The 21415-nt window shown below is 72.3% G+C and carries 21 protein-coding genes and 1 pseudogene; 14 read left to right on the top strand and 8 right to left on the bottom strand.

Annotation, left to right across the window (positions count from 1 at the left end; all coding sequences use genetic code 11):
- Positions 1-124: 124 nt before the first annotated feature.
- Positions 125-1129, bottom strand: a complete 1005-nt coding sequence (locus ACH4KB_RS29380) for a phosphotransferase family protein (RefSeq protein WP_398068868.1) — start codon at positions 1127-1129, stop codon at positions 125-127.
- A gap of 289 nt (positions 1130-1418) precedes the next feature.
- Here ACH4KB_RS29380 and ACH4KB_RS29375 point away from each other — a divergent pair, with 289 nt between their 5' ends.
- Complete coding sequence (locus tag ACH4KB_RS29375) at positions 1419-2228, top strand: hypothetical protein (RefSeq protein WP_398068867.1); 810 nt, start codon at positions 1419-1421, stop codon at positions 2226-2228.
- A gap of 60 nt (positions 2229-2288) precedes the next feature.
- On the opposite strand, the gene ACH4KB_RS29370 is transcribed toward ACH4KB_RS29375, so the two are convergent.
- The 3 genes from ACH4KB_RS29370 to ACH4KB_RS29360 form a co-directional block, all read right to left on the bottom strand.
- Positions 2289-2531, bottom strand: a complete 243-nt coding sequence (locus ACH4KB_RS29370) for a hypothetical protein (RefSeq protein ID WP_398068866.1) — start codon at positions 2529-2531, stop codon at positions 2289-2291.
- Complete coding sequence (locus tag ACH4KB_RS29365; RefSeq protein ID WP_398068865.1) at positions 2528-2776, bottom strand: hypothetical protein; 249 nt, start codon at positions 2774-2776, stop codon at positions 2528-2530. Before ACH4KB_RS29365 ends, ACH4KB_RS29370 begins: the two co-directional genes overlap by 4 nt.
- Positions 2777-3059: 283 nt before the next feature.
- Positions 3060-3449: a hypothetical protein gene (locus ACH4KB_RS29360; protein ID WP_398068864.1), complete on the bottom strand. Its 390-nt coding sequence runs from the start codon at positions 3447-3449 to the stop codon at positions 3060-3062.
- A gap of 132 nt (positions 3450-3581) precedes the next feature.
- Here ACH4KB_RS29360 and ACH4KB_RS29355 point away from each other — a divergent pair, with 132 nt between their 5' ends.
- A complete protein-coding gene (locus ACH4KB_RS29355; RefSeq protein ID WP_398068863.1) occupies positions 3582-4334 on the top strand; it encodes a class I SAM-dependent DNA methyltransferase in 753 nt (250 codons plus the stop codon).
- A 130-nt stretch (positions 4335-4464) separates the two neighbouring features.
- Here the strand turns inward: ACH4KB_RS29355 and ACH4KB_RS29350 are convergent, their stop codons facing one another.
- Entirely contained in the window at positions 4465-5226 is a 762-nt protein-coding gene (locus tag ACH4KB_RS29350) for a phosphoglyceromutase (RefSeq protein WP_050356805.1), read from the bottom strand.
- Positions 5227-5432: 206 nt separating this feature from the next.
- Between ACH4KB_RS29350 and ACH4KB_RS29345 the strand changes: the two genes are divergently transcribed.
- Complete coding sequence (locus tag ACH4KB_RS29345) at positions 5433-6761, top strand: MDR family MFS transporter (RefSeq protein ID WP_398068962.1); 1329 nt, start codon at positions 5433-5435, stop codon at positions 6759-6761.
- A 93-nt stretch (positions 6762-6854) separates the two neighbouring features.
- On the opposite strand, the gene ACH4KB_RS29340 is transcribed toward ACH4KB_RS29345, so the two are convergent.
- Together ACH4KB_RS29340 and phoU are read right to left on the bottom strand one after the other, a co-directional pair.
- Complete coding sequence (locus tag ACH4KB_RS29340; protein ID WP_398068862.1) at positions 6855-7004, bottom strand: hypothetical protein; 150 nt, start codon at positions 7002-7004, stop codon at positions 6855-6857.
- A gap of 241 nt (positions 7005-7245) precedes the next feature.
- Positions 7246-7923: a phosphate signaling complex protein PhoU gene (gene phoU / locus ACH4KB_RS29335; RefSeq protein WP_018959812.1), complete on the bottom strand. Its 678-nt coding sequence runs from the start codon at positions 7921-7923 to the stop codon at positions 7246-7248.
- Positions 7924-8122: 199 nt separating this feature from the next.
- Here phoU and ACH4KB_RS29330 point away from each other — a divergent pair, with 199 nt between their 5' ends.
- Both ACH4KB_RS29330 and ACH4KB_RS29325 read left to right on the top strand, forming a co-directional pair.
- Complete coding sequence (locus ACH4KB_RS29330; RefSeq protein ID WP_398068861.1) at positions 8123-9385, top strand: sensor histidine kinase; 1263 nt, start codon at positions 8123-8125, stop codon at positions 9383-9385.
- Positions 9382-10062: a response regulator transcription factor gene (locus ACH4KB_RS29325; RefSeq protein ID WP_003968183.1), complete on the top strand. Its 681-nt coding sequence runs from the start codon at positions 9382-9384 to the stop codon at positions 10060-10062. The genes ACH4KB_RS29330 and ACH4KB_RS29325 overlap by 4 nt, the downstream gene beginning before the upstream one ends.
- Before the next feature lie 131 nt (positions 10063-10193).
- On the opposite strand, the gene ACH4KB_RS29320 is transcribed toward ACH4KB_RS29325, so the two are convergent.
- A complete protein-coding gene (locus ACH4KB_RS29320) occupies positions 10194-10922 on the bottom strand; it encodes a DUF461 domain-containing protein (RefSeq protein WP_398068860.1) in 729 nt (242 codons plus the stop codon).
- Between the two features lie 754 nt (positions 10923-11676).
- On the opposite strand from ACH4KB_RS29320, the gene ACH4KB_RS29315 reads away from it, so the two are divergent.
- The 9 genes and pseudogenes from ACH4KB_RS29315 to cysS all read left to right on the top strand — a co-directional run bounded on the left by ACH4KB_RS29315 (position 11677) and on the right by cysS (position 21396).
- The gene (locus ACH4KB_RS29315; RefSeq protein WP_006380568.1) at positions 11677-12159 is read left to right on the top strand and encodes a CarD family transcriptional regulator; all 483 of its coding nucleotides are present in this window, start codon (positions 11677-11679) and stop codon (positions 12157-12159) included.
- Positions 12160-12527: 368 nt separating this feature from the next.
- Positions 12528-13295, top strand: coding sequence for a 2-C-methyl-D-erythritol 4-phosphate cytidylyltransferase (gene ispD, locus ACH4KB_RS29310; RefSeq protein ID WP_398068859.1), 768 nt, complete (start codon positions 12528-12530; stop codon positions 13293-13295).
- On the top strand, positions 13285-13821 hold the full coding sequence (gene ispF / locus ACH4KB_RS29305; protein WP_398068858.1) for a 2-C-methyl-D-erythritol 2,4-cyclodiphosphate synthase: 537 nt from the start codon (positions 13285-13287) through the stop codon (positions 13819-13821). The genes ispD and ispF overlap by 11 nt, the downstream gene beginning before the upstream one ends.
- A gap of 121 nt (positions 13822-13942) precedes the next feature.
- Positions 13943-14668, top strand: coding sequence for a GNAT family N-acetyltransferase (locus ACH4KB_RS29300; RefSeq protein WP_398068961.1), 726 nt, complete (start codon positions 13943-13945; stop codon positions 14666-14668).
- Positions 14669-14695: 27 nt separating this feature from the next.
- Positions 14696-16222 (top strand): ABC transporter substrate-binding protein, encoded by a 1527-nt coding sequence (locus ACH4KB_RS29295; protein ID WP_398068857.1) that lies wholly within the window; start codon positions 14696-14698, stop codon positions 16220-16222.
- A 4-nt stretch (positions 16223-16226) separates the two neighbouring features.
- The gene (locus ACH4KB_RS29290) at positions 16227-17948 is read left to right on the top strand and encodes an ABC transporter permease subunit (RefSeq protein ID WP_398068856.1); all 1722 of its coding nucleotides are present in this window, start codon (positions 16227-16229) and stop codon (positions 17946-17948) included.
- Positions 17949-18058: 110 nt separating this feature from the next.
- Positions 18059-19351 (top strand): annotated as a pseudogene (locus tag ACH4KB_RS29285) (MFS transporter); the annotation flags it as partial.
- Positions 19352-19459: 108 nt separating this feature from the next.
- Entirely contained in the window at positions 19460-19864 is a 405-nt protein-coding gene (locus ACH4KB_RS29280) for a PPOX class F420-dependent oxidoreductase (RefSeq protein WP_398068960.1), read from the top strand.
- A 131-nt stretch (positions 19865-19995) separates the two neighbouring features.
- The gene (gene cysS, locus ACH4KB_RS29275; protein WP_398068855.1) at positions 19996-21396 is read left to right on the top strand and encodes a cysteine--tRNA ligase; all 1401 of its coding nucleotides are present in this window, start codon (positions 19996-19998) and stop codon (positions 21394-21396) included.
- Positions 21397-21415 lie beyond the last annotated feature (19 nt).

Below are 21415 nucleotides of genomic sequence, written 5' to 3'. Positions count from 1 at the left end.
TCAGCCACCCGGCCAAGGGCCGCGCCTGTCAGCCACCCCGGCGGCCAAGGGCCGCGCCCGTCAGCCACCCCGGCGGCCAAGGGCCGCGCCCGTCAGCCACCCCGGCGGCCAGGGGCCGCGCCTGTCAGCCGCCGCCACGGACGGCGTCCAGGGCGGCGACGAGATGAGGCGCGACCAACTCCCAGGTCTCCTCGGCGGCTTCGGACCCGACCGCGCGGGGCACGGTCTCGACCAGCATGATCAGGTAGAGGTAGCTCCGGTACAGCGCGTAGCGGGTCCGCAGCGAGTCCGTGAACTCCACCGCCGCGCCGGTCGACCGCGCGTACCCGTCGAGGAGGTCCCGGTCCTCCTCGATGTCCCCGAAGAGCGCGAGGGAGACGAAGTCGGCCACCGGGTCGCCCCAGAACATCCGCTCCCCGTCGATGATCCCGCCGATGGTGCGCGCGCCGGAACCACCAGTAACCAGCAGGTTTCCCGACCACAGATCGAAGTGGACGAGGGCGGGCCGGGTGACGTCGTCCAGCACGTGGGCCGCGCCCGCCAGCACCGTACGGATGTGGCCGACGGGGTACGGCAGCCGGGCCCGGTAGGTCTCGGCGTCGGCGAGCACGGCCTCGGTCATCGCGGTGAACGCGGCACGCCAGGTGGGGGCGAGCGGCCCGAACGGCTCGGCGGGATAGCCGAACCCGGCGCGGCCGGTCACGGTGTGCAACCGGCCCACCAAGCCGCCGAGTTCGGCGCGCAGCCGCGGCTCGTCGTCGGCGCACGGAGCACCGCTGGCCTCGTGCCAGGGGCGGCCGGGGCGGGCGGTCATGACCAGGTACGCGCCGGTCGGTGCGGCCGGGTCCGGTTCGCTGCGGACGACGCGGGGGACGGCGGGGCCGCAGGCCTGCGCGGCGGCGGTGCAGAACGCGACCTCGTTGACGAGGAGATCACGTTCGTACCGCAGGGCGGCGGCCTGTGGCGGGGGCGTCTTGACCACCCAGTCGCGGCCGTCGGTGAGCGTGACGCGGGTGACGGTGTTGTATGTGCCGCCGGTGAGGGTGGCGCGCGAGGCGATGTCGCGATCGCCGACCCCGAGGGCGTCGAGGACGCGGGCGAGCGTCGGATCGGGGGCGTGGCCGGACATACGGGTGACGTCCTTTCGCGTGGCGGGAGCGGGGTTGTACGGCGAGGTTGCACGGCTGGGGGGCACGGCGTGGCAGTACGGCGGGGTTGTACGGAGCTGCCACACAGTGCGTTCACAGGATGATCACAGCGGAATCACGATCACCGGAGGGTGCCACGGAACCGGTCGTCGCTCGCAGGTTCGATCGTAAAGTGTGGACCACTGCGACGGCCCGTCCCAGACGGAGTCGAAGTGCCGTACGGGAAGAGGGCGGTTGCTTTCCCAGCCGGATATTGCAGGAAGTAGAACCATGCGCGCCACTGCCGTACGCCGTACCGCCCTCGCCGCCTCCGCGGCCGCCCTCACCCTGCTGGCCACCGCCTGCGGCTCCACGTCGGACGCCGACAAGAAGGACGGGAAGGATGACAAGGGCGCCGGGGGCGGCAGCAGTTCGGCCCCGAAGACGCCGGCCAAGGCGCTCACCGCCGCCGAGCTGGAGAAGGCCACTCTCGCCCAGGGCGATGTGCAGGGCCGCAAGGTCACCAAGGCCGGCCCGGCCGACGAGGTCCCGGCGGACGGCGTAACGGTCGACAAGGAAGGCTGTCTGCCGGTGGCCCACGCCATGTTCGGCGTGGCGCAGAAGGGTTCGGTGGCCACCACGAAGCGCAAGGTGATCGACGAGCCGAAGACCGACGGCAAGAAGAAGTCGCTGGAGGACATGGCGGAAGGCGAAGCCGGGGAGGCGTTCAAGGACGCCTTCAACCTGACGTCCACCTTCGTCGCGCTGCACTCGTACGAGGGGGCGGCGGGCCCGGACGCGTTCGCCGCGCTGAAGAAGGCCGCCGCCGACTGTGCGGGCGGTTTCACCGCCACCGTCGCGGGCACGCCGACGAAGGTCGCCTCGATCGCCGAGGAGAAGGTCACCGGCGGCGACGAGGCCGCGGCCTGGACGGTCACCTCCGAGGACGAGGGCGACACCGCTCCGTTCAAGCTGGTGGCACTGCGCAAGGAGGCCACCGTGGCGACGTTCTTCTCCTTCAACCTGGCCGCGGCGGGCGGCGACGTGAAGTTCGAGGTGCCGGCGGAGGTCGTGGCGGCGCAGGACAAGAAGCTCGCCTGACTCGTCTGACGTACGGCCCCCGCCCCGCGCCCCTGCCCTTCCCGCCCGCCCCTCGGGTGGTCAGGGCAGGGGAACGAGGCGGACCACGGTGACGGTCAGGACGGACCGGGAGACGTAGTAGAGGACGATGGCCCCGGAGACGGTCGCCTCACGCCGGTCCCGTTCGCTCTTGACGGCGGAGGACGCGTGGCCGTACGGCTCCTCGCCGAGGGTGCGGGCCATCTCGTCCCGGAAGGTCTCGCCGCCGCGCATCTTGGCCAGGGTGTCGTCGGCGGGCGGCGCGTAGGAGATACGGAAGCTCAAGCGACGCTCCGCCTCTCGGCCTCGTCCTGCGCCAGCCGGTCCAGGATCTTCTCGGCCTCGGGGTCGGGGACGGCCTCCAGCATCCAGTGCCGCATGACGGCCTGAATCTCGTGCACCCCGGCCTCGTTGATCGCGAGATCGAACTCCTCGCGTCTCTCGTCGGGCAGCGCGGCCCGGATGTCCGGGATGGTGTTGGGCACCTCGACCTCGGCACCGCCGACGAAGGTCTTCAGAGACTCACCCATGATCGCTCTCCTCGATCTCCTTGCCCTGGAAGCACACGGACGGCATGGGCCCACCGTAGTGCGTACCAGGGGCACTTCGGCCGGTCCGAAGGGGTCACGGATCGGGCACGGATCGGGGTGCGCGGCGGCTGCGCCGACACCGCACGGCGGATGCGTCCTGGCCGCGCCGCGAGTCGGCCCGCACCGGCCGACGTGGCGCGGCTTGACCGCCGCGCCGTCCTACGGCAGCGGAGCTCGGCCCGCGCCACCCGACGGCAGGGCGACTCAGCCCGCCACCGGGATTTCAGCCCCGCCCGAGCCTCTCCGCGACCCGGTCGCGCAGGATCGCGTACTCCTCCTGAAGCCGCCGCCACTCGCTGACGGGCGGCCTGACTATGACGTCACCGCCCACGACGACCTCCTCCGGCCCGAACTGCTCCCGGGTCAGATCGATCTCGACGCCCATGCCCAGGCGGTTCCACCAGTGGAAGTCGGTGCGCACCCCGTCGACATGGACCTCGCCCCGGATCAGCCCCCCGCCGAGCAGGTCGTTGAGCACCATGGCGGTCACCCCGCACTGGTCCCGCGCCGGATTGTCCGGAGTCCAGCGGTCCCGGTACTCCGGGGTGCAGGTCTCGGCGCTCCAACTGTCGCGGAGGGCCCGTTCGATGTCGGTGAGCAGGTAGGTCGCCATGATGACCATGGTGGCAGGGGGCACTGACAACGCCGGGCCGAAGCAGGGAGCGAGGCCGGGGCGACGCCGGGTGGGCCGACCACCATCAATTGCGTCGACACAGCTCCCGGGCGCCCGGCAGAGTGGTCTCCCGTGACGAGCAGCGAACTGTGGAGCAGAGAGACCGCCGACCGCTACGACGACGAGGAGGCCGAGAACTCCTCGGCCGCCGCCCTCGAACCGGCCCTTGCCTTCCTCGCCGAACTCGCCGGAGGCGGCCGGGCCCTGGAGTTCGCCATCGGGACCGGGCGCGTGGGCGTGCCGCTCCGGGAGCGCGGCGTCCCGGTGACGGGCATCGAACTGTCCGAACCGATGGCGGCGGTACTCCGCCGCAAGGTCGACGCGGACACCCTCCCGGTGACCATCGGGGACATGGCCACCACGGTCGTCCCCGGCGAGTTCGCTCTCGTCTACCTCGTCTACAACACCATCTCGAACCTCCTCACCCAGGACGAGCAGGTCGAGTGCTTCCGCAACGCGGCCCGCCACCTCGCTCCCGGCGGCCGGTTCGTCATCGAACTGGGCGTTCCGCCCCTGCGGTTCCTCCCACCGGGCCAGGTCGCGGTGCCGTTCGACGTGTCCGAGCGGCATCTCGGCTTCGACACCTTCGACCTGGTCGAGCAGATCCTCGTCTCGCACCACTTCACCCGTGACGGCGAGGACGGCCGCTACCGTCGCGGAAGCTCCCGGCACCGGTACGCCTGGCCGGCGGAGCTCGACCTGATGGCCCGTATCGCCGGTCTTGAGCTGGAACAACGCGTGGCGGACTGGCACGGAGCGCCGTTCACCGATGACGCAGACCAGCACATCTCGGTCTGGCGCAAGCCGGAGGCCCCGGCGGCCTGAGCCACCGCCCGCCTCGCCGCGACCTTCTCCGAGCAACGCCCCGCCGGCTCTGGCGGGCCCGGAGCGCCGAGGAGCCCCCCACCACGCGGAAAGCCCGCGGCAGGGGGCTCGTCGAGCCGGAGAACGCGGGCTACTTCTTCTTGCCCTGGTTCTTCACGGCCTCGATGGCGGCCTTCGCCGCGTCCGGGTCCAGGTACGTGCCGCCCGGCTTCAGCGGCTTGAAGTCGGCGTCGAGCTCGTACGAGAGCGGGATGCCGGTCGGGATGTTGAGGCCCGAGATCTCCTCGTCCGAGATGCCGTCCAGGTGCTTCACCAGACCGCGGAGGCTGTTGCCGTGGGCGGCGACCAGGACCGTGCGGCCGGTGAGGAGGTCCGGGACGATGCTGTCGAACCAGTACGGGAGCATGCGGACGACGACGTCCTTCAGGCACTCCGTGTCCGGGCGCAGCTCCGGCGGGAGCGTCGCGTAGCGCGGGTCGTCGAACTGGGAGTACTCGGCGTCGCGCGCCAGCGGCGGCGGCGGGGTGTCGTACGAGCGGCGCCACAGCATGAACTGCTCCTCGCCGAACTCGGCGAGCGTCTGCGCCTTGTCCTTGCCCTGGAGCGCGCCGTAGTGGCGCTCGTTCAGGCGCCAGGAGCGGCGGACCGGGATCCAGAGACGGTCGGCGGACTCCAGGGCCAGCTGGGCGGTCCGGATCGCGCGGCGCTGGAGGGAGGTGTGCAGGACGTCGGGGAGCAGACCGGCGTCCTTGAGCAGCTCACCGCCGCGGACTGCTTCCTTCTCGCCCTTTTCGGTGAGGTTGACGTCCACCCAACCGGTGAACAGGTTCTTCGCGTTCCATTCGCTCTCGCCGTGGCGGAGGAGGATCAGCTTGTACGGTGCGTCGGCCATGAGTCCGAGCGTAATCGAACCCGTGCGGGCTCCGCGCGCCCGCCCGTCACGCGGACAGGGCCCGTGCCGGGAGGGCCCGACGGGCGGACGATTGACGGGGGCCGTCAATCCAGTGGCGGGCGGGGACCGGGGCTTCGTAATGTCTCGGACGTTGTCGGGGGTGTTACCCGAGACCTCGTTCCGTACGTCCCGTGGGGGGAATCCTTATGTCCGTCGCCGGTCTGCGCACAGCCGCCCGCGAGACCGTCTCCGGGCTGCCCCGCGAGTTCTGGTGGCTGTGGACCAGCACGCTGGTCAACCGCCTCGGGGCGTTCGTCGCGACCTTCATGGCCCTGTATCTGACCCTGGACCGGGGCTACTCCGCCTCGTACGCCGGGCTCGTCGCCGCTCTTCACGGGCTGGGAGGGGTTGTCTCCTCGCTCGGCGCGGGGGTGATGACCGACCGGCTCGGGCGGCGGCCCACCATGCTGATCGCCCAGCTCTCCACCGCGGCGTCCGTGCTGGTACTCGGGTTCATGGTGCACCCATTCGCCATCGCCGCCGTGGCGTTCTTCGTCGGCATGGCGAGCAACGCCTCCCGCCCGGCCGTCCAGGCGATGATGGCGGACATCGTGCCCCCGAAGGACCGGGTCCGGGCCTTCTCGCTCAACTACTGGGCCATCAACCTGGGCTTCGCGATCTCCTCCGCCGGCGCCGGGTTCATCGCCGAGTACAGCTACCTCGCCTGCTTCATCGGCGAGGCCCTGATGACGCTCGTGTGCGCCGTGCTCGTCTTCATGAAGGTGCCGGAGTCGCGGCCCGAGGAAGCGGCCGTGAAGACCGTCGGCGGCAAGCGGCCCAAGGATGAGGTGCGGCTGACCACTGTCCTGCGCGACGGGCGCTACATGGGCGTCGTGGGGCTGTCGTTCCTGGTGGCGCTGATCTTCCAGCAGGGGTACGTGGGACTGCCGGTGGCCATGGTGAAGGACGGGCTGTCCAGCTCCGACTTCGGTACCGCCATCTTCGTCAACGGTGTGCTGATCGTGGTCCTCCAGATCCCCGTCACCCGGTTCATCCAGGACCGCGACCCCCGACGGCTGCTGATCATCTCCTCGCTGCTCGCCGGGTACGGGTTCGGGCTGACGGCCTTCGCCGGGTCCGTCGCCGCGTACGCCCTCACCGTGTGCGTCTGGACCCTGGCCGAGATCGTGAACGCGCCCACGCAGACGGGCCTGGTCGTGCAGTTGTCGCCCGCCAAGGGCCGGGGCCGCTACCAGGGCATGTACACGATGTCCTGGTCGGTGGCCGCGCTGGTCGCGCCCCTGATGTCCGGCTTCGTGATCGACAACTACGGCGCCGCCTGGCTCTGGGCCGCCTGCGCCGTGATCGGCACGGTCGCCGGCCTCGGCTACTGGCTGCTGATGCGCAACCTGCCGCGCGAGGAGCACGCGGTGGTGGACGCCCTGCCCGAGCCCGCGCCCGTACCGGCCGAGGCCCGGCCGGATCTGGCCGAGCCGGAGGCCGCGCCCGCCGCCGCGGTGGAGCGGGCGGGCTGATCCGGGCGGACTGATCCGGGCGACCGGTGACGCGCACGGTGCCCGCCCGGAACAGAAGCCGGGCGGGCACCGTGCGCGCGTAGGAGGCGGGGGTCAGCCGGAGCAGCCGCCGCACTGGCACGGGGCACCGGACTGGCAGCCGCACCCGCAGCCCGACCCGCAGCCGCAGGCGCCGAGCACGGGTCGGCGCACCACTTCGGTCGAGGTCTCCTGCTGGGGTCCGGTCGTGGGGGAATCGGCCATGGTTCCTCCTGGAGGGCATACGGCTGGGCGGCGGACGCCGGTGCGCCGCCGCCGGGGACGTACGGGCATGGCCCACCGCTCACGGCCATGGCGTCGTCCGTCCCCGCCCCATTGCATGCCCATCCCAGCGGGCGCATCAACGGCGCACGCGCGCAGGAACATGAGTGCGACCCGCGTGCGCCGCCGATACTCCGGTACGCCAGCGGCTGCCGGAGCCGCTGGCGTACCGCCGAAGCTGCCGTTACGCGCCCTCGACCGGGGCCGCCGCCTGGATCTCGTCCGCGTGCTCGCCCGTCACCAGGTAGACGACGCGCTTGGCGACCGACACCGCGTGGTCGGCGAAGCGCTCGTAGTAGCGGCCCAGCAGCGTCACGTCGACGGCCGTCTCGATGCCGTGCTTCCAGCGGTCGTCCATCAGGTGCTGGAACAGCGTGCGGTGCAGCAGGTCCATCTCGTCGTCGTCCTGCTCCAGCTGGAGTGCCAGATCGACGTCCTTGGTGATGATGACCTCGGCCGCCTTGGCCATCAGGCGCTGGGCGAGCTGGCCCATCTCCAGAATGGTGGCGTGCAGGTCGTTCGGGACCGCCGCCTGCGGAAAGCGCAGCCGGGCCAGCTTCGCCACGTGCTGGGCGAGGTCGCCCGAGCGCTCCAGGTCGGCGCTCATCCGCAGCGAGGTCACCACGATGCGCAGGTCGGTCGCCACCGGCTGCTGGCGGGCGAGGAGCGCGATGGCGCGGGCCTCCAGATCGTGCTGGAGGTCGTCGACCTTCTGGTCGCCGGCGATCACGGTCTCCGCCAGCGCCAGGTCGGCGTCGAGCATGGACGTGGTCGCCCGCCCGATCGCCGAGCCGACCAGCCGGGCCATCTCGACCAGGCCCTCTCCGATCGAATCGAGTTCCTCGTGGTAAGCGTCGCGCATGGGAAGTCCCTCTCCAGTTCCAGACTGAGGCCGGGGTCTCGGACCGACCCCCACGGTTACACGGTGGGGCCGGAACGCGTCCGGATCCAACCCCCTAAGTGAACCGGCTCCTACCCCTCGGTGAACTCTGGGCGACGAGTGTTCGAGATGGCACTCGGACGGCTGGGAGGGAGTCGTCGCACCCGCATAACCTTGAAGCATGGACGTGAACGCGGCGGTCGCCGCAGCTGCAGCGATCGCCGGGCTGTTGACCGGTGTGATCGCCATGCTGGCGTTCCGCTGGAGTGAACGCGACCTGAAACGTCCCACGCGTACGTCGCTGCGGCCGGACAACAACGCGGCCCTGCCCCCCGGGGTGGACACCGTCCTCTCCGTTCTCAGCTCCTCCGCCGTCGTCCTCGACGAGAGCGACGGCGTGGTGAAGGCCAGCTCGGCGGCGTACGCACTGGGCCTCGTCAGAGGCGGCCGACTGGCCGTCGAACCCATGCTCAACATGGCCAGGGACACCCGGCGGGACGGAGAGATACGGCAGGGCGAGCTGGACCTGCCCCGGCGCGGCACGGGCCGGGGGGACACCCTCGCGGTCTCCGCCCGGGTCGCCCCGCTGGGCTCGCGGCTGGTGCTGCTGCTGGTCGAGGACCTCACCGAGGCCCGCCGGATAGAAGCGGTACGGCGCGACTTCGTCGCCAACGTCAGCCACGAACTGAAGACGCCGACCGGAGCGCTCTCCCTGCTCTCCGAAGCGGTCATGGACGCCTCCGACGACCCGGAGGCGGTGGAGCGGTTCGCCGGGCGGATGCAGATCGAGGCGACCCGGCTGACCAACCTCGTCCAGGAGCTCATCGACCTCTCCCGGGTGCAGAACGACGACCCGCTGGAGGACGCCGAGCCGGTCAAGGTGGAGACGCTGGTCGCCGAGGCGATCGACCGCTGCCGCCAGCAGGCGGGCTCGAAGCAGATCACCATGGCCTCCGCGGGAGCCGAGGGCCTCACGGTCTGGGGCAACCGCGGCCAGCTCGTCGGCGCGCTCGGCAACCTCGTCGAGAACGCCGTCAACTACAGCCCCGCCCACACCCGCGTCGGCATCGCCGCACGCCGCATGGGATCACCGGGCGGGGACCTCATCGAGATAGCCGTCACCGACCAGGGGATCGGCATCTCCGAGAAGGACCGCGAACGGGTCTTCGAGCGGTTCTACCGCGTCGACCCGGCCCGCTCACGGGCCACCGGTGGCACCGGTCTCGGCCTCGCCATCGTCAAACACGTGGCCGCCTCGCACGGCGGGGAGGTCACCGTCTGGAGCTCCGAGGGACAGGGCTCCACCTTCACCCTCCGGCTGCCCGAATCGGGCGCCACGAGGGAGCGCACCACCGGCGGACCGCTTATCGTCAACGACGACGACGAGGGGCCGTACGAGACCGACACCTTTGACCCCTTCCCTGCCCCGGAGGCTCTTCCGTGACCCGAGTGCTTGTCGTCGAGGATGAGGAATCCTTCAGCGACGCCCTGTCCTACATGCTGCGCAAGGAAGGTTTCGAGGTCGCCATCGCGGCGACCGGACCCGACGGTCTTGACGAGTTCGAGCGCAACGGCGCCGACCTGGTCCTGCTCGACCTGATGCTGCCCGGCCTGCCCGGCACCGAGGTGTGCCGCCAGCTCCGCAGCCGCTCCAACGTTCCGGTGATCATGGTCACCGCCAAGGACAGCGAGATCGACAAGGTCGTCGGGCTGGAAATAGGAGCCGACGACTACGTCACCAAGCCGTTCTCCTCACGGGAGCTCGTCGCCCGCATCCGTGCCGTCCTGCGCCGGCGAGGGGAGCCGGAGGAGGTCACCCCGGCCGCCCTGGAGGCGGGCCCCGTCCGGATGGACGTGGACCGGCACGTGGTCACCGTCTCCGGCGGCAAGGTCGACCTCCCGCTCAAGGAGTTCGACCTGCTGGAGATGCTCCTGCGCAACGCGGGCCGGGTGCTGACCCGGATGCAGCTCATCGACCGGGTCTGGGGCGCGGACTACGTCGGCGACACCAAGACCCTCGACGTCCACGTGAAGCGCCTGCGGGCCAAGATCGAGCCCGACCCGGGCGCCCCGCGCTACCTCGTCACCGTGCGGGGCCTGGGGTACAAGTTCGAGCCGTAAACCGAAGGACGCCGAGGGCCACACCGCCCGCTCCACGCCGAAGGGGCGCTTCCCGGCCGGGAAGCGCCCCTTCGGCGTGCTGTACGCCCCGCGTCCGCGTTCCGGTGCGTTACGGGGCTAGGAGCTTCGCGTCAGTCGGCCGCAGGCACCGAGGCGGCGTCGCCCGTGCCCTGGGTGCCCGTCTCGCCCTGCGTGCCGGTCTCGCCCTGGGCGCCCTCGGTGTCCGCGCCGTTCGCCGGCGTGCCGGACGTCTCGCCCTCGGAAGCGCCGGGGGTCTCCCCCTCGCCGGACGCGTCGCCGGACGCGCTGCCCGACGGCGTCGGCTTCGACGCGGGCGCCTCGGCCTTCGGACTGGGGCCGAAGTCCTTGAAGAAGCCCTCGGCCGGGAAGACGCTGGCGCCGAGGCCGACGTCGCCGGTCTTGCTGAGCTTGAAGACGACCTGCTGGACATCGCCGTTGCGCGCCGCCTCGCCGCTGTTCTCGATCACGGCGGCGGCGTTGCCCTTGCCGCCGATCGTGACCTGGCCGCCGGCCGGGACCACGATGGGGCCGTCGCCCTTGGCGGCCTGGAGCTTCACCTCGACGTCGCTGCCGGGCAGCGTGACCGACTCCAGCACCTCGCGCTCGGTGCCTTCGTTGAACAGCGTCGCGGCGACGACGGCGGGGCCGTCCGCGCCGCCCTCGGGCTGCGTGAGCACGTTCACGTTCTGGATCTTGATGTCGCCCACCGTGGTGGCCGGGTTGTCCGGCCTGATCTTGAGCGTCTCGGCGTTGTTGCCCGCCGCGCAGGCGGACAGGGAGACGATCGAGATCACGGTGGCGGCGGCGGCGAGGGCGCCGTGTCGAAGGCTGCGGCTCACGGCGGCGGCAACTCCTTGAACGAGTCGGACTGCGGACTTCGGACGTCAGTCGTCGAGCGGTGGTGTGTCGAGCGGTGGGTGTAAAGCCGCCCTAAGGGTGTGTCAGCGGCCTTAGGCTACCGAGCCGCCGCGCCCGCCCTGCACCCGACCCGCCCCCTACGCGCTCCGGCTCTTCCCCCGGGGCGGCGAGTGACGTTCCCGGGGGGATGGCGAGGGATGTTTTCCGGCGTGGGGAGGGAGGGCCCGGGAGGCTTCGCGGGTACGAGGCCGGAGGTACGTCATCCGAAGGGCCACGAGGTGTTCTACCGGCAGGTACGCCATGTGCCGTTCACATAATCCGCGTGATCAATTCTTCTGCCCGTGTCGTGGCGCCGTGGTCGTTTCTTCGCCATTCCCGGCTTCGCGGCGGAAAGGGGCCGGGTCTCACTGTGGCTTGATCAATTTCATTGCGGTCGGACAGTTACGTCCGTACGGGTGAGCGATCACCGAACGGAGTACGGAATGATGGGCATCTCGAAACCGACAAAACGGGACTTTCGTCCTCTTCTGTAGGGCTTCGAGGCTGCGTGACGGGGCTGTTTCGCTCCGGGCGCACAGCGGCTCCGACCTGCGAATACCGTCTTCCGGAAGCCTTCCGCAGCACGTTCGTGTTGCTGTTGTCAAGCCCCGAGATATGCCCTGACCTGCGAAAACGCCATTCAGGAGATGTGGTTCTCGTGTTACTCTGGATAGCCACGGAAGGGGTACCTGTCACATGACGTTCAAGGTTGGCGACACCGTGGTCTATCCCCATCACGGGGCCGCGCTGATCGAGGCTATCGAAACTCGCCAGATCAAAGGCGTGGACAAGACCTACTTGGTGCTCAAGGTCGCCCAGGGCGACTTGACGGTTCGTGTGCCGGCGGACAATGCGGAGTTCGTGGGCGTGCGCGACGTGGTCGGGCAGGAGGGGCTGGACCGGGTCTTCGAGGTGCTGCGCGCACCGTATGCCGAAGAGCCGACGAACTGGTCCCGTCGCTACAAGGCAAATCTCGAAAAGCTCGCCTCCGGCGATGTCATCAAGGTCGCCGAAGTAGTGCGTGACCTGTGGCGTCGGGAGCGCGAGCGCGGTCTCTCCGCCGGAGAGAAGCGCATGCTCGCCAAGGCCCGCCAGATTCTGGTGAGCGAGCTCGCTCTCGCGGAGAACACGAACGAGGACAAGGCCGAGGCTCTGCTCGACGAGGTCCTCGCGTCCTGAAACTGGATTACTCCGGTCTCGTGCGGCCGGAGCGCACCGGTTGTATGAATGTGCCGCGGTGCCCGCTGACCAGCCGTTTTCACGCTGTGTCGTCGGGCGCTGCGGCATGTTCGGACCCGCATCCGGTGCCCGACTGCCGGTAGCCCCGTGCCCGCGGTGAGATCCGCGTGTGCGGCGGCCGTCCGGCGAAGGACGGCCCCCGTGCTGTGTGAGCACCCGACGGCGACCTGCGCTCGACCGGGTGTCACGGAAGGGGCCCGGTGCGAGCCCAGGGCGTCACGCCCGGCTCGCTGGGCCCCTACCCATGTCGGTCGTGGAAACAAACCTGCCGAACCTTCGGACCTTCTCGGACCTTCGGAGTGCAACCGATGTCATCGACGCCACCCCCGACCGACCGGCCGCGCCCTCCCCGTACCGCCGCGGTGATCCCCGCGGCCGGACGGGGCGTGCGGCTCGGGCCGGGCGCGCCCAAGGCCCTGCGGGCGCTCGGCGGAACGCCCATGCTGATCCACGCCATTCGCGCCATGGCCGCGTCCCGGGCCGTCTCCCTCGTCGTGGTCGTCGCCCCGCCGGACGGCGCGCCCGAGGTGAAGCACCTCCTCGACGAGCACGCGCTGCCCGAGCGCACCGACTACCTGGTGGTGCCGGGCGGTGAGACCCGCCAGGAGTCCGTCCGACTGGGCCTCGACGCGCTGCCCGAGGACATCTCCGTAGTCCTGGTCCACGACGCCGCCCGCCCCCTGGTGCCGGTGGACACGGTCGACGCCGTCGCCTCGGCCGTACGGGACGGAGCGCCCGCCGTCGTTCCCGCCCTGCCCCTCGCGGACACCGTCAAGGAGGTCGAGCCCGCCGTCACGCCCGGGGAGCCGGAGCCGGTGCTCGCCACTCCCGTACGGGCCAGGCTGCGCGCGGTGCAGACGCCGCAGGGCTTCGACCGGGACACGCTGGTCCGGGCCCACGCCGAGGTCGCGGTCGACGGCGAGGGCGCCACGGACGACGCGGGCATGGTGGAACGGCTCGGCGCGCCGGTGGTCGTCGTCCCCGGCCACGAGGAGGCGTTCAAGGTGACCCGGCCACTCGATCTGGTGCTGGCCGAGGCGGTACTCGCCCGCAGGAGGGCCAACGATGGTTTCTGAGAACCCCGGAGCGGGAGCCCCCGTCCCCGGAGCGGGAGCCCCCGCCCCCGTCATCCCGCTCGTCGGCATCGGCACCGACATCCACGCCTTCGAGGAGGGCCGCGAACTGTGGTGCGCGGGCCTGAAGTGGGAGGGCGAGGGCCCCGGGCTGGCCGGCCACTCGGACGCCGACGTCGTCGCGCACGCCGCCTGCAACGCGCTCTTCTCCGCCGCCGGCCTCGGCGACCTCGGGCAGCACTTCGGCACCGGCCGCCCCGAGTGGTCCGGGGCCGCGGGCGTCACGCTGCTCACCGAGGCCGCCCGGATCGTCCGCGCCGGGGGCTTCGAGATCGGGAACGTCGCCGTCCAGGTCGTCGGCGTCCGCCCGAAGATCGGCAAGCGGCGCGAGGAGGCGCAGAAGGTGCTGTCCGACGCCGTGGGCGCCCCGGTCTCGCTCTCCGCCGCCACCTCCGACGGGCTCGGCTTCACCGGCCGCGGCGAGGGCATCGCCGGCATCGCGACCGCCCTGGTCTACCGGACCGCCTGACGCCCGGGCGGCGCCCCGGGCCCGCCTCCTCCTGCACATGGCGGCGCCCCGGGCCCGCCGCCTCCTGCACATCACTTGCACGTACGCTGAAGATGCAAGCGATGTGCAGGAGGAGGCCGAAGTGGTACCGGTGACCAGCGCGACCACGGTGACGGCGGGGGCTGCGGCGACGGCGGCCGACCGGGCCGGCGACCGGGTCGGCGACCGGACCGCCCACGACGGCCATCGGGACGCCGGATACGCCCTGCGCACCGCCACCGCCGACGACCTCGGCGGAGCGCGGGCCGTGATGCTCGACACCGTCTACCGCGACCTGAAGTCCGGCTACGTACCCCGCTGGCACGCCGACATCATCGACCCCCAGGCCGCCTATCTGCGCCCGGAGCGGTGCACCCTGCTCGTCGTCGAGCACCGCGGTGAGATCGTCGCCACCGGGGCCGTGCGCGACCGGGGGCCGCAGGCGCCGCCCAATCCTCCGTGGGTCGCGGAGCGCTTCCCGTCCGGAACCACCGCGCAGCTCTGCCGGATCTATGTGCGTCCCGAGCACCGCAGGCACGGACTGGCCCGGCAGTTGGTGCGCGAGCTGGCGGAGTTCGCCGCCCGGGCCGGAGGCTACGAGGCGCTGTACCTGCACACCGACCCCGCCGTGCCGGGCGCCGAGCCTTTCTGGCGTTCGCTGGCCCGCGAGGTGTGCGACGAGCGGGCGCTGCCCGGGGGCGGGCAGGGCATCGTCCACTTCGAACTGCCGATGCCCGGGGCCGCCCCCGGTGCCGCCGGCGTCCAGGGTGCCGCCGACGCCCCCGGTGCCGCCGACGGCTCCCGCCGGGCCACCCCTCCCCTTAGATGACAATCGTTTCCATATAAGGTCGTCGCCATGCCCGCCTCCCGCCTTCCCCGCCGCCGCGTCGCGCTGCCCCTGGCCGCCGCCACGCTCCTCGTGCCCGTCGCCACCGCCTGCACCTCGTCCACGGATTCCGGCGGCTCCGGCGGGGACCAGCGGCTGAAGGTGGCCATGGCCTTCCCGCCCGCCCAGGCCATGTCCCCGTACGGCGACGACGCCGTCACCCTGAGCCGGCTCGCCGTCGTCGAGGGGCTCACCCGGCTCGACCGCGACGGGGAGGCGAAGCCCGCGCTCGCCGCCTCCTGGAAGCGCGACGGCGAGCGGGCCTGGGAGTTCACGGTCCGCGAGGGCGCCGTCTTCCAGGACGGGACGAAGCTCGACGCCGCCGCAGTGGTCCGCTCGCTGACCGCCGCGCAGAAGGCGTCCCCCAAGCCCCGGGTCCTGTCCGACACCACCCTCACCGCCACGGCCGCGGGCACGGACACCGTACGGATCACCACGAAGGACGCCGACCCGCTGCTGCCCCAGCGGCTCGCCAACCCCTCCCTGAGCATCCTGTCCGCCGCCGCGTACAAGGACGCTTCCCGGACGAACCCCGCCGGGCACGCCACCGGACCCTTCACCCTCGCCGAGACCAACGGCGCGGTCAGCGCCACCCTGGAGCGCAACGACACCTACTGGGGCGGCAAGGCGAAGGCCCCCGGCGTCGACGTGAAGTTCGTCGCCGACGGCACCGCCCGCGCCAACGCGCTGCGGACCAAGGACGTCGACGTCGCCGAGTACGTACCGATCTCCCAGGCCTCGCTGCTCGGCGACGGCCTGGTCCACGAGTTCCCCTCCGCCCGCACCAACGGCCTCTCCCTCAACACCGAACGCGGCGTCTTCGCCGACCCGGCGATGCGCGCCGCCGCCCGCGAGGCCATCGACTCCAAAGCCCTGGTCGACGCCGTCTACGAAGGGCGCGCCGACACCGCCCAGGGGCTGCTGGGCCCCGGCGTCCCGTGGGCTGCCGACCTGCGCACCGCACCCACCGGCCGCACGAAGGCCGCCACCCCGGCCGAGGTGAAGAAGACGCCCGAGATCGTGCTGGCCACCTACACCAACCGGCCCGAGCTGCCCGAGGCCGCCACCGTCGTCCAGCAGCAGCTCCAGAAGCGCGGCTTCACCGTCAAGCAGGTCGTCCGCGACTACGCACAGCTGGAGGCCGACGCGCTCGCCGGGAAGTACGACGCGTTCATCCAGGCCCGCAACACCCTCCTGGACACCGCCGACCCGGTCTCCTACCTCGCCTCCGACTTCACCTGCGACGGCAGCTTCAACATCACCCAGCTCTGCGCGGCCCCCGTCGACGCCGCCGTCGACCAGGCCGCCGCCCTCGCCGACACCGACGCCCGCCACCGGGCCGAGATGACCGCCGAGGCCGCGATCCTCGGCTCCGACGCCCTCGTCCCGCTCGTCCACGAACGCTTCGTGCAGGGCTACGACGACACCCGCGTCCAGGGCGTCGCCCTCGACCCGATGGAACGCACCCTCATCACCGCCGACACCCGCATCGGGTGACCGCGTGAAGTACCTCGCCGGACGGCTCGGCGCGCTGCTCGCCGTCGTCGCGGTGATCGGGCTGCTGCCCTGGCTGACCCGGACCGACCCGGCCCGCACGATCCTGCACGCCCGGTACGCCGACCGGGCCCCGACACCCGAGACCCTCGCCGCGATCCGCGCCGAGACCGGGCTCGACGGCGGACCCCGGCACGTCCTGGGCGGCTGGCTCGGCGGACTCGTACGCGGCGACCTCGGAACCTCCTGGGTCTCCGGGCAGCCCGTCGGACCCGACGTGACCGCCGCCCTGGGCAACTCCCTCACCCTGATGGCCGCCTCACTCGCCGTCGCCGTGCTCCTCGCCCTCGCGCTGAGCGCCGCCACCCTCCGGCGCGGGGCCGCCCGCCGGATCGTCCGGGTGCGCGCCGGAGCGGGCGCGGCGGTCCTCGCCGCGCTGCCCGAGTTCCTGCTCGCCGCCGTACTGGCCACGGTGTTCGCCGTGCACCTCGGGTGGTTCCCGGCGCTCGGCTGGGGCACCCCCGACCAGCTCGTGCTGCCCGCGCTCGCCATGGGCGTCCCCGCTGGGGCGCTGCTCGGCCGGCTGCTGGACGACGCCCTGCCCGGCGCGTTCGCCGAACCCTGGGCCCGCGCCGCCGCCGCGAACGGCCTGCCCGGCCGCACCGTCGCCCGGCACGCCCTGCGCCGGGCCCTGCCCGGCCTGCTGCCCCAGCTCGGCCTGGTCGCGGTCGGGCTGACCGGCGGGGCGGTCGCCGTCGAGACGCTGTACGCCGTCCCCGGCCTCGGCGGCACGGCCCTGGCCGCCGCCCTCGCCCAGGACCTGCCCGTCCTCCAGGCGACCGTGCTGGTCCTGCTGCTCCTCGGAGTCGCCGCGGGCCTGCTCTCCCGCCTCGCCGTCCGCGCGCTGCTCGGCCCCGCCCTCACCGACCGCGCGCTCCCCGCCCTCGTCGCGCCCCGGCTGCCCGGCCGCCGCGCGCTCACCCTCGCCGCCCTCGTCCTCGGCGGCCTCCTGATCGCCGTCACCGTCGCGGGCCTCCTGCGCGACCCGCTCCACGTCGACACGGCCGCCCGCCTCGCCGGCCCCTCCACCGCGCACCCCTTCGGCACCGACAACCTCGGCCGCGACGTCCTCGCCCGCCTCGGCCACGGCGCCGCCCGCACCGCACTGACCGCCGGCGCGGTCGGAGCCGTCACCCTGATGCTCGGCCTGCTCCTCGGAGCCGCCCGCGCCGGAGCGCTCACCGAGACCGCGAACGCGCTCCCCGCCGTCCTCGCCGGCCTCGTCGTCGCGGGCATCGCCGGGCCCGGCCCCTGGGGCGCCGCAGCGGCCGTGGCCGCCGTCGCCTGGGCCCCGCTCGCCGCCCACACCGCCGCCCTGTACGCCCAGGAGAAGGCGGCCCCGCACCTCGCCGCCGCCGCGGCCCTCGGCGCGGGCCGGGCCCACCTGCTGCGCCGCCACGTCCTGCCCGGGGTCCTGCCGCCGGTGGTGCGCCACGCCCTGCTCCGCGTCCCGGCCATCGCGCTGGCCCTCGCCTCCCTCGGCTTCCTCGGCCTCGGCACACAGGCCCCGGCGCCGGAGTGGGGCCGGATGCTGTCGGAGAACATGCCGTACGCCGAACGCGCCCCGTGGGCCGTTCTCGCCCCCGCCGCCGCGCTCGCCGTCCTCGGCGCACTGGCCGTCCTCACCTCCGCCGCGGTGCGCGGGCGCACCCCGGCGGGCCTGAAGTGAACCGGCCCGCACCCGCGCAAGCCCCCGCCCAGGAGAGGCGCGGGCCCCGGCTCGCGAGCGCGCCCACCCCCTACCTCCGGCTCCTCACCGCCACCCAGTTCGCCTTCAACATCGGCTTCTACGCCGTCCTGCCCTACCTGGCCACCCACCTCGGCAGCGGCCTCGGCATGGCGGGCTGGCTCGTCGGCCTCGTCCTCGGGCTGCGCACCTTCAGCCAGCAGGGCCTGTTCGTCGTCGGGGGCGCCCTCACCGACCGCTACGGCCCGCGCCCCGTCGTGCTGGCGGGCTGCGCCCTGCGGATCGCCGGGTTCGGCTGGCTGGCCCTCGCCGGATCCACGGCCACCGTCATCGCCGCCGTGCTCCTCATCGGCTTCGCCGCCGCGCTCTTCTCCCCGGCCGTCGAGTCCGAGGCCGCCCGCGAGGCCGTCCGGCACGAACGGGACACCGGCGCCCCGCGCGCCCACGTCCTCGCCCTGTTCTCCGCCGCCGGGCAGGCCGGGGCGTTCGTCGGGCCGCTGCTCGGCTCCCTGCTCCTGCTGCTCGGCGGCGGCTTCCGGGCGGCCTGCCTCGCCGGGGCCGCCGTCTTCGTCGGCGTACTGGCCGGGCACGCCCGCCTGATGCCGCGCGCCGACCCCGTACGGGAACGGGAACGGGACCGAAGGCGGGGACAAGGACGGGAACGGGCACCCGACCCCGTACGCGAACGAGAACGGGACCGACGGCGGGAACAAGGACGGAAACGGGCAGCCGACCCCGTACGGAAACGCCGGGCACCCGACCCCGTACGCGGACGAGACCAGCCACAGGCGTCGCCGGACGCCGTCACCCGAACGGCCCCACCGGCCCGGTCGCCGTGGCGGGCCGTCTTCACCAACCGGCCGTTCCTGCTCCTCTGCCTCACGTACAGCAGCTACCTCGTCGCCTACAACCAGCTCTACCTCTCGCTGCCCGTCGAGGTGGAGCGGGCCACCGGATCGGGCGCCGCGCTCGGCTGGCTCTTCGCGCTGTCCTCGCTGCTCGTCGTCGTCGCCCAGTTGCCGCTGACCCGCTGGTCCGCCCACCGAATCACCCCGCGCACCGCGCTGGTCACCGGCCTCGTCACCGTCGCCGCCGGGTTCGCCGCCGTACCGCTCACCCCGGCGGGCCCCGGCGGCCTGCTGCCCGGCGCGGTGCTCGTCGTCCTGCTGACCCTGGGCCAGATGCTGCTGGTCCCCGCCGCCCGGGGCCTGGTGCCCGACCTGGTCGAGGACCGGCAGCTCGGGCTCGCCACCGGGGCGCTGTCCTCCGTCTCCGGGATCGCCGTCCTCGCGGGGAGCGCGGCGACCGGCGCCCTGCTCGACGCGCCCGCGCCCGTGCGATGGGCGGTGCTCGCCGCGATCCCGCTGGCCGGTGCGGCGCTCGCGTTCACCCTTCCGGCGGGCGGGGAGGGAAGGATCGGCGAACGCGCCCGGTTGCGGGGTAGGAGCAGCACTGGACGAAGGACCGCCCGCACCACCGAGGAGGACGTACGCATGACCGCCGCACTCTCCGCCGAGCTCAAGAACCTGCTCGACAGCCCCGTGTTCGTCAACATCGCCACCATCCAGCCCGACGGCAGCCCCCAGGTCTCCCCGGTCTGGGTCAAGCGCGACGGCGACGACGTCCTGATCTCCACCACCGTCGGCCGCCGCAAGGAGAAGAACCTCCGCCGCGACCCGCGCGTCACCGTGGTCGTCCAGCCCTTCGACAACCCGTACACCTACGCCGAGATCCGCGGCGAGGCGACGCTGACGACGGACGGCGGGCAGGAACTGATCGACGAACTGTCGGTGAAGTACACCGGCAAGCCGTACGCGGAGTTCAACCCGAACTCCGGCGACGACGGCCCCCGCGTCGTCGTCCGCGTCTCCCCGCGCAAGGTCGTCGGCCGCCTGTAGGCCCCACGGGCGGTGTGAGAACGCTCTCCGGGCCCTTCCAAGGCCGATCCGGGGCATCCCGGTACCAGAAAGTTGTCCCCGCGATCCCCAAGGGTCGCGGGGCACTGGTGCGGGCCTACTACCCTTGAGGCGTGACTATTCGCCTGCACGACACCAACGCCCGGCAGATCCGTGACTTCGTCCCGCTCACAGCGGGCTGCGTCTCGATCTACCTCTGTGGCGCCACTGTCCAGGCAGCACCGCACATCGGCCACATCCGCTCGGGCCTGAACTTCGACATCATGCGCCGCTGGTTCACCTACCGCGGCTACGACGTCACGTTCATCCGGAACGTCACCGACATCGACGACAAGATCATCGCGAAGTCCGCCGACCAGGGCCGCCCCTGGTGGTCGATCGGCTACGAGAACGAGCGCGCGTTCAACGACGGCTACGACGCCCTGGGCTGCCTGCCGCCCACCTACGAGCCCCGCGCCACCGGCCACGTGCCCGAGATGATCGAGATGATGCGCGGCCTGATCGAGAGCGGTCACGCCTACGAGGCCGACGGCAACGTCTACTTCGACGTGCGTTCCCTGCCCGGCTATCTGGCCCTCTCCAACCAGGAGCTCGACGATCTGCGCCAGCCCTCCGGCGAGGGCGAGACCGGCAAGCGCGACCAGCGTGACTTCGCCATGTGGAAGGCCACGAAGCCGGGCGAGCCCAGCTGGGAGACGCCCTGGGGCCGCGGCCGGCCCGGCTGGCACCTGGAGTGCTCCGCGATGGCCCACAAGTACCTGGGCTCCGCCTTCGACATCCACGGCGGCGGCATCGACCTGATCTTCCCCCACCACGAGAACGAGATCGCCCAGGCCAAGGCCTACGGCGACGAGTTCGCGAAGTACTGGGTACACAACGGCTGGGTCACCCTGTCCGGCGAGAAGATGTCCAAGTCGCTGGGCAACTCCGTCCTCGTCAGCGAGATGGTCAAACACTGGCGCCCGATCGTCCTGCGCTACTACCTCGGCACCCCGCACTACCGGTCCATGATCGAGTACAGCGAAGAGGCCCTGCGCGAGGCCGAGTCCGCGTTCGCCCGGATCGAGGGCTTCGTCCAGCGCGTCACCGAGAAGGCCGGCGAGGTCGTCGCCCCCGCCGCCGAGGTGCCGCCCGCCTTCGCCGAGGCGATGGACGAGGACCTGGGCGTGCCGCAGGCGCTCGCGATCATCCACACCACCGTCCGCCAGGGCAACAGCGCACTGGCCGCCGACGACAAGGAAGCCGCGGTCGGCCGCCTCGCCGAGGTCCGGGCCATGCTCGGCGTCCTCGGCCTGGACCCGCTCGACCCGCACTGGGCGGGCGAGACCGACCGGGGCGAGGACCTGCACGGCGTCGTCGACACCCTCGTGCGCCTCGTCCTCGACCAGCGGGAGGCGGCCCGCGCCCGCAAGGACTGGGCCGCCGCCGACGCCATCCGCGACCAGCTGGGCCAGTCCGGCCTCGTCATCGAGGACAGCCCCACCGGCCCCCGGTGGACGCTGGGACCGCGCTGAGCACCCGCTCCGAGCAGTG

It is taken from the genome of Streptomyces sp. NPDC017520 (assembly GCF_044329855.1).
Classification (GTDB): Bacteria; Actinomycetota; Actinomycetes; order Streptomycetales; family Streptomycetaceae; genus Streptomyces.
The sequence above is the reverse complement of the archived record's forward strand: the minus strand, read 5'-3'. Positions and strand labels throughout refer to the sequence as shown.

Bases quoted from the DNA above. Each gene is read 5' to 3' on its own strand.
- ACH4KB_RS29380 (WP_398068868.1), bottom strand. From the start codon at position 1,129: ATGTCCGGCCACGCCCCCGATCCGACGCTCGCCCGCGTCCTCGACGCC.
- ACH4KB_RS29375 (WP_398068867.1), top strand. From the start codon at position 1,419: ATGCGCGCCACTGCCGTACGCCGTACCGCCCTCGCCGCCTCCGCGGCC.
- ACH4KB_RS29365 (WP_398068865.1), bottom strand. From the start codon at position 2,776: ATGGGTGAGTCTCTGAAGACCTTCGTCGGCGGTGCCGAGGTCGAGGTG.
- ACH4KB_RS29360 (WP_398068864.1), bottom strand. From the start codon at position 3,449: ATGGCGACCTACCTGCTCACCGACATCGAACGGGCCCTCCGCGACAGT.
- ACH4KB_RS29350 (WP_050356805.1), bottom strand. From the start codon at position 5,226: ATGGCCGACGCACCGTACAAGCTGATCCTCCTCCGCCACGGCGAGAGC.
- ACH4KB_RS29345 (WP_398068962.1), top strand. From the start codon at position 5,433: ATGTCCGTCGCCGGTCTGCGCACAGCCGCCCGCGAGACCGTCTCCGGG.
- ACH4KB_RS29340 (WP_398068862.1), bottom strand. From the start codon at position 7,004: ATGGCCGATTCCCCCACGACCGGACCCCAGCAGGAGACCTCGACCGAA.
- phoU (WP_018959812.1), bottom strand. From the start codon at position 7,923: ATGCGCGACGCTTACCACGAGGAACTCGATTCGATCGGAGAGGGCCTG.
- ACH4KB_RS29330 (WP_398068861.1), top strand. From the start codon at position 8,123: ATGGACGTGAACGCGGCGGTCGCCGCAGCTGCAGCGATCGCCGGGCTG.
- ACH4KB_RS29315 (WP_006380568.1), top strand. From the start codon at position 11,677: ATGACGTTCAAGGTTGGCGACACCGTGGTCTATCCCCATCACGGGGCC.
- ispD (WP_398068859.1), top strand. From the start codon at position 12,528: ATGTCATCGACGCCACCCCCGACCGACCGGCCGCGCCCTCCCCGTACC.
- ispF (WP_398068858.1), top strand. From the start codon at position 13,285: ATGGTTTCTGAGAACCCCGGAGCGGGAGCCCCCGTCCCCGGAGCGGGA.
- ACH4KB_RS29295 (WP_398068857.1), top strand. From the start codon at position 14,696: ATGCCCGCCTCCCGCCTTCCCCGCCGCCGCGTCGCGCTGCCCCTGGCC.
- ACH4KB_RS29280 (WP_398068960.1), top strand. From the start codon at position 19,460: ATGACCGCCGCACTCTCCGCCGAGCTCAAGAACCTGCTCGACAGCCCC.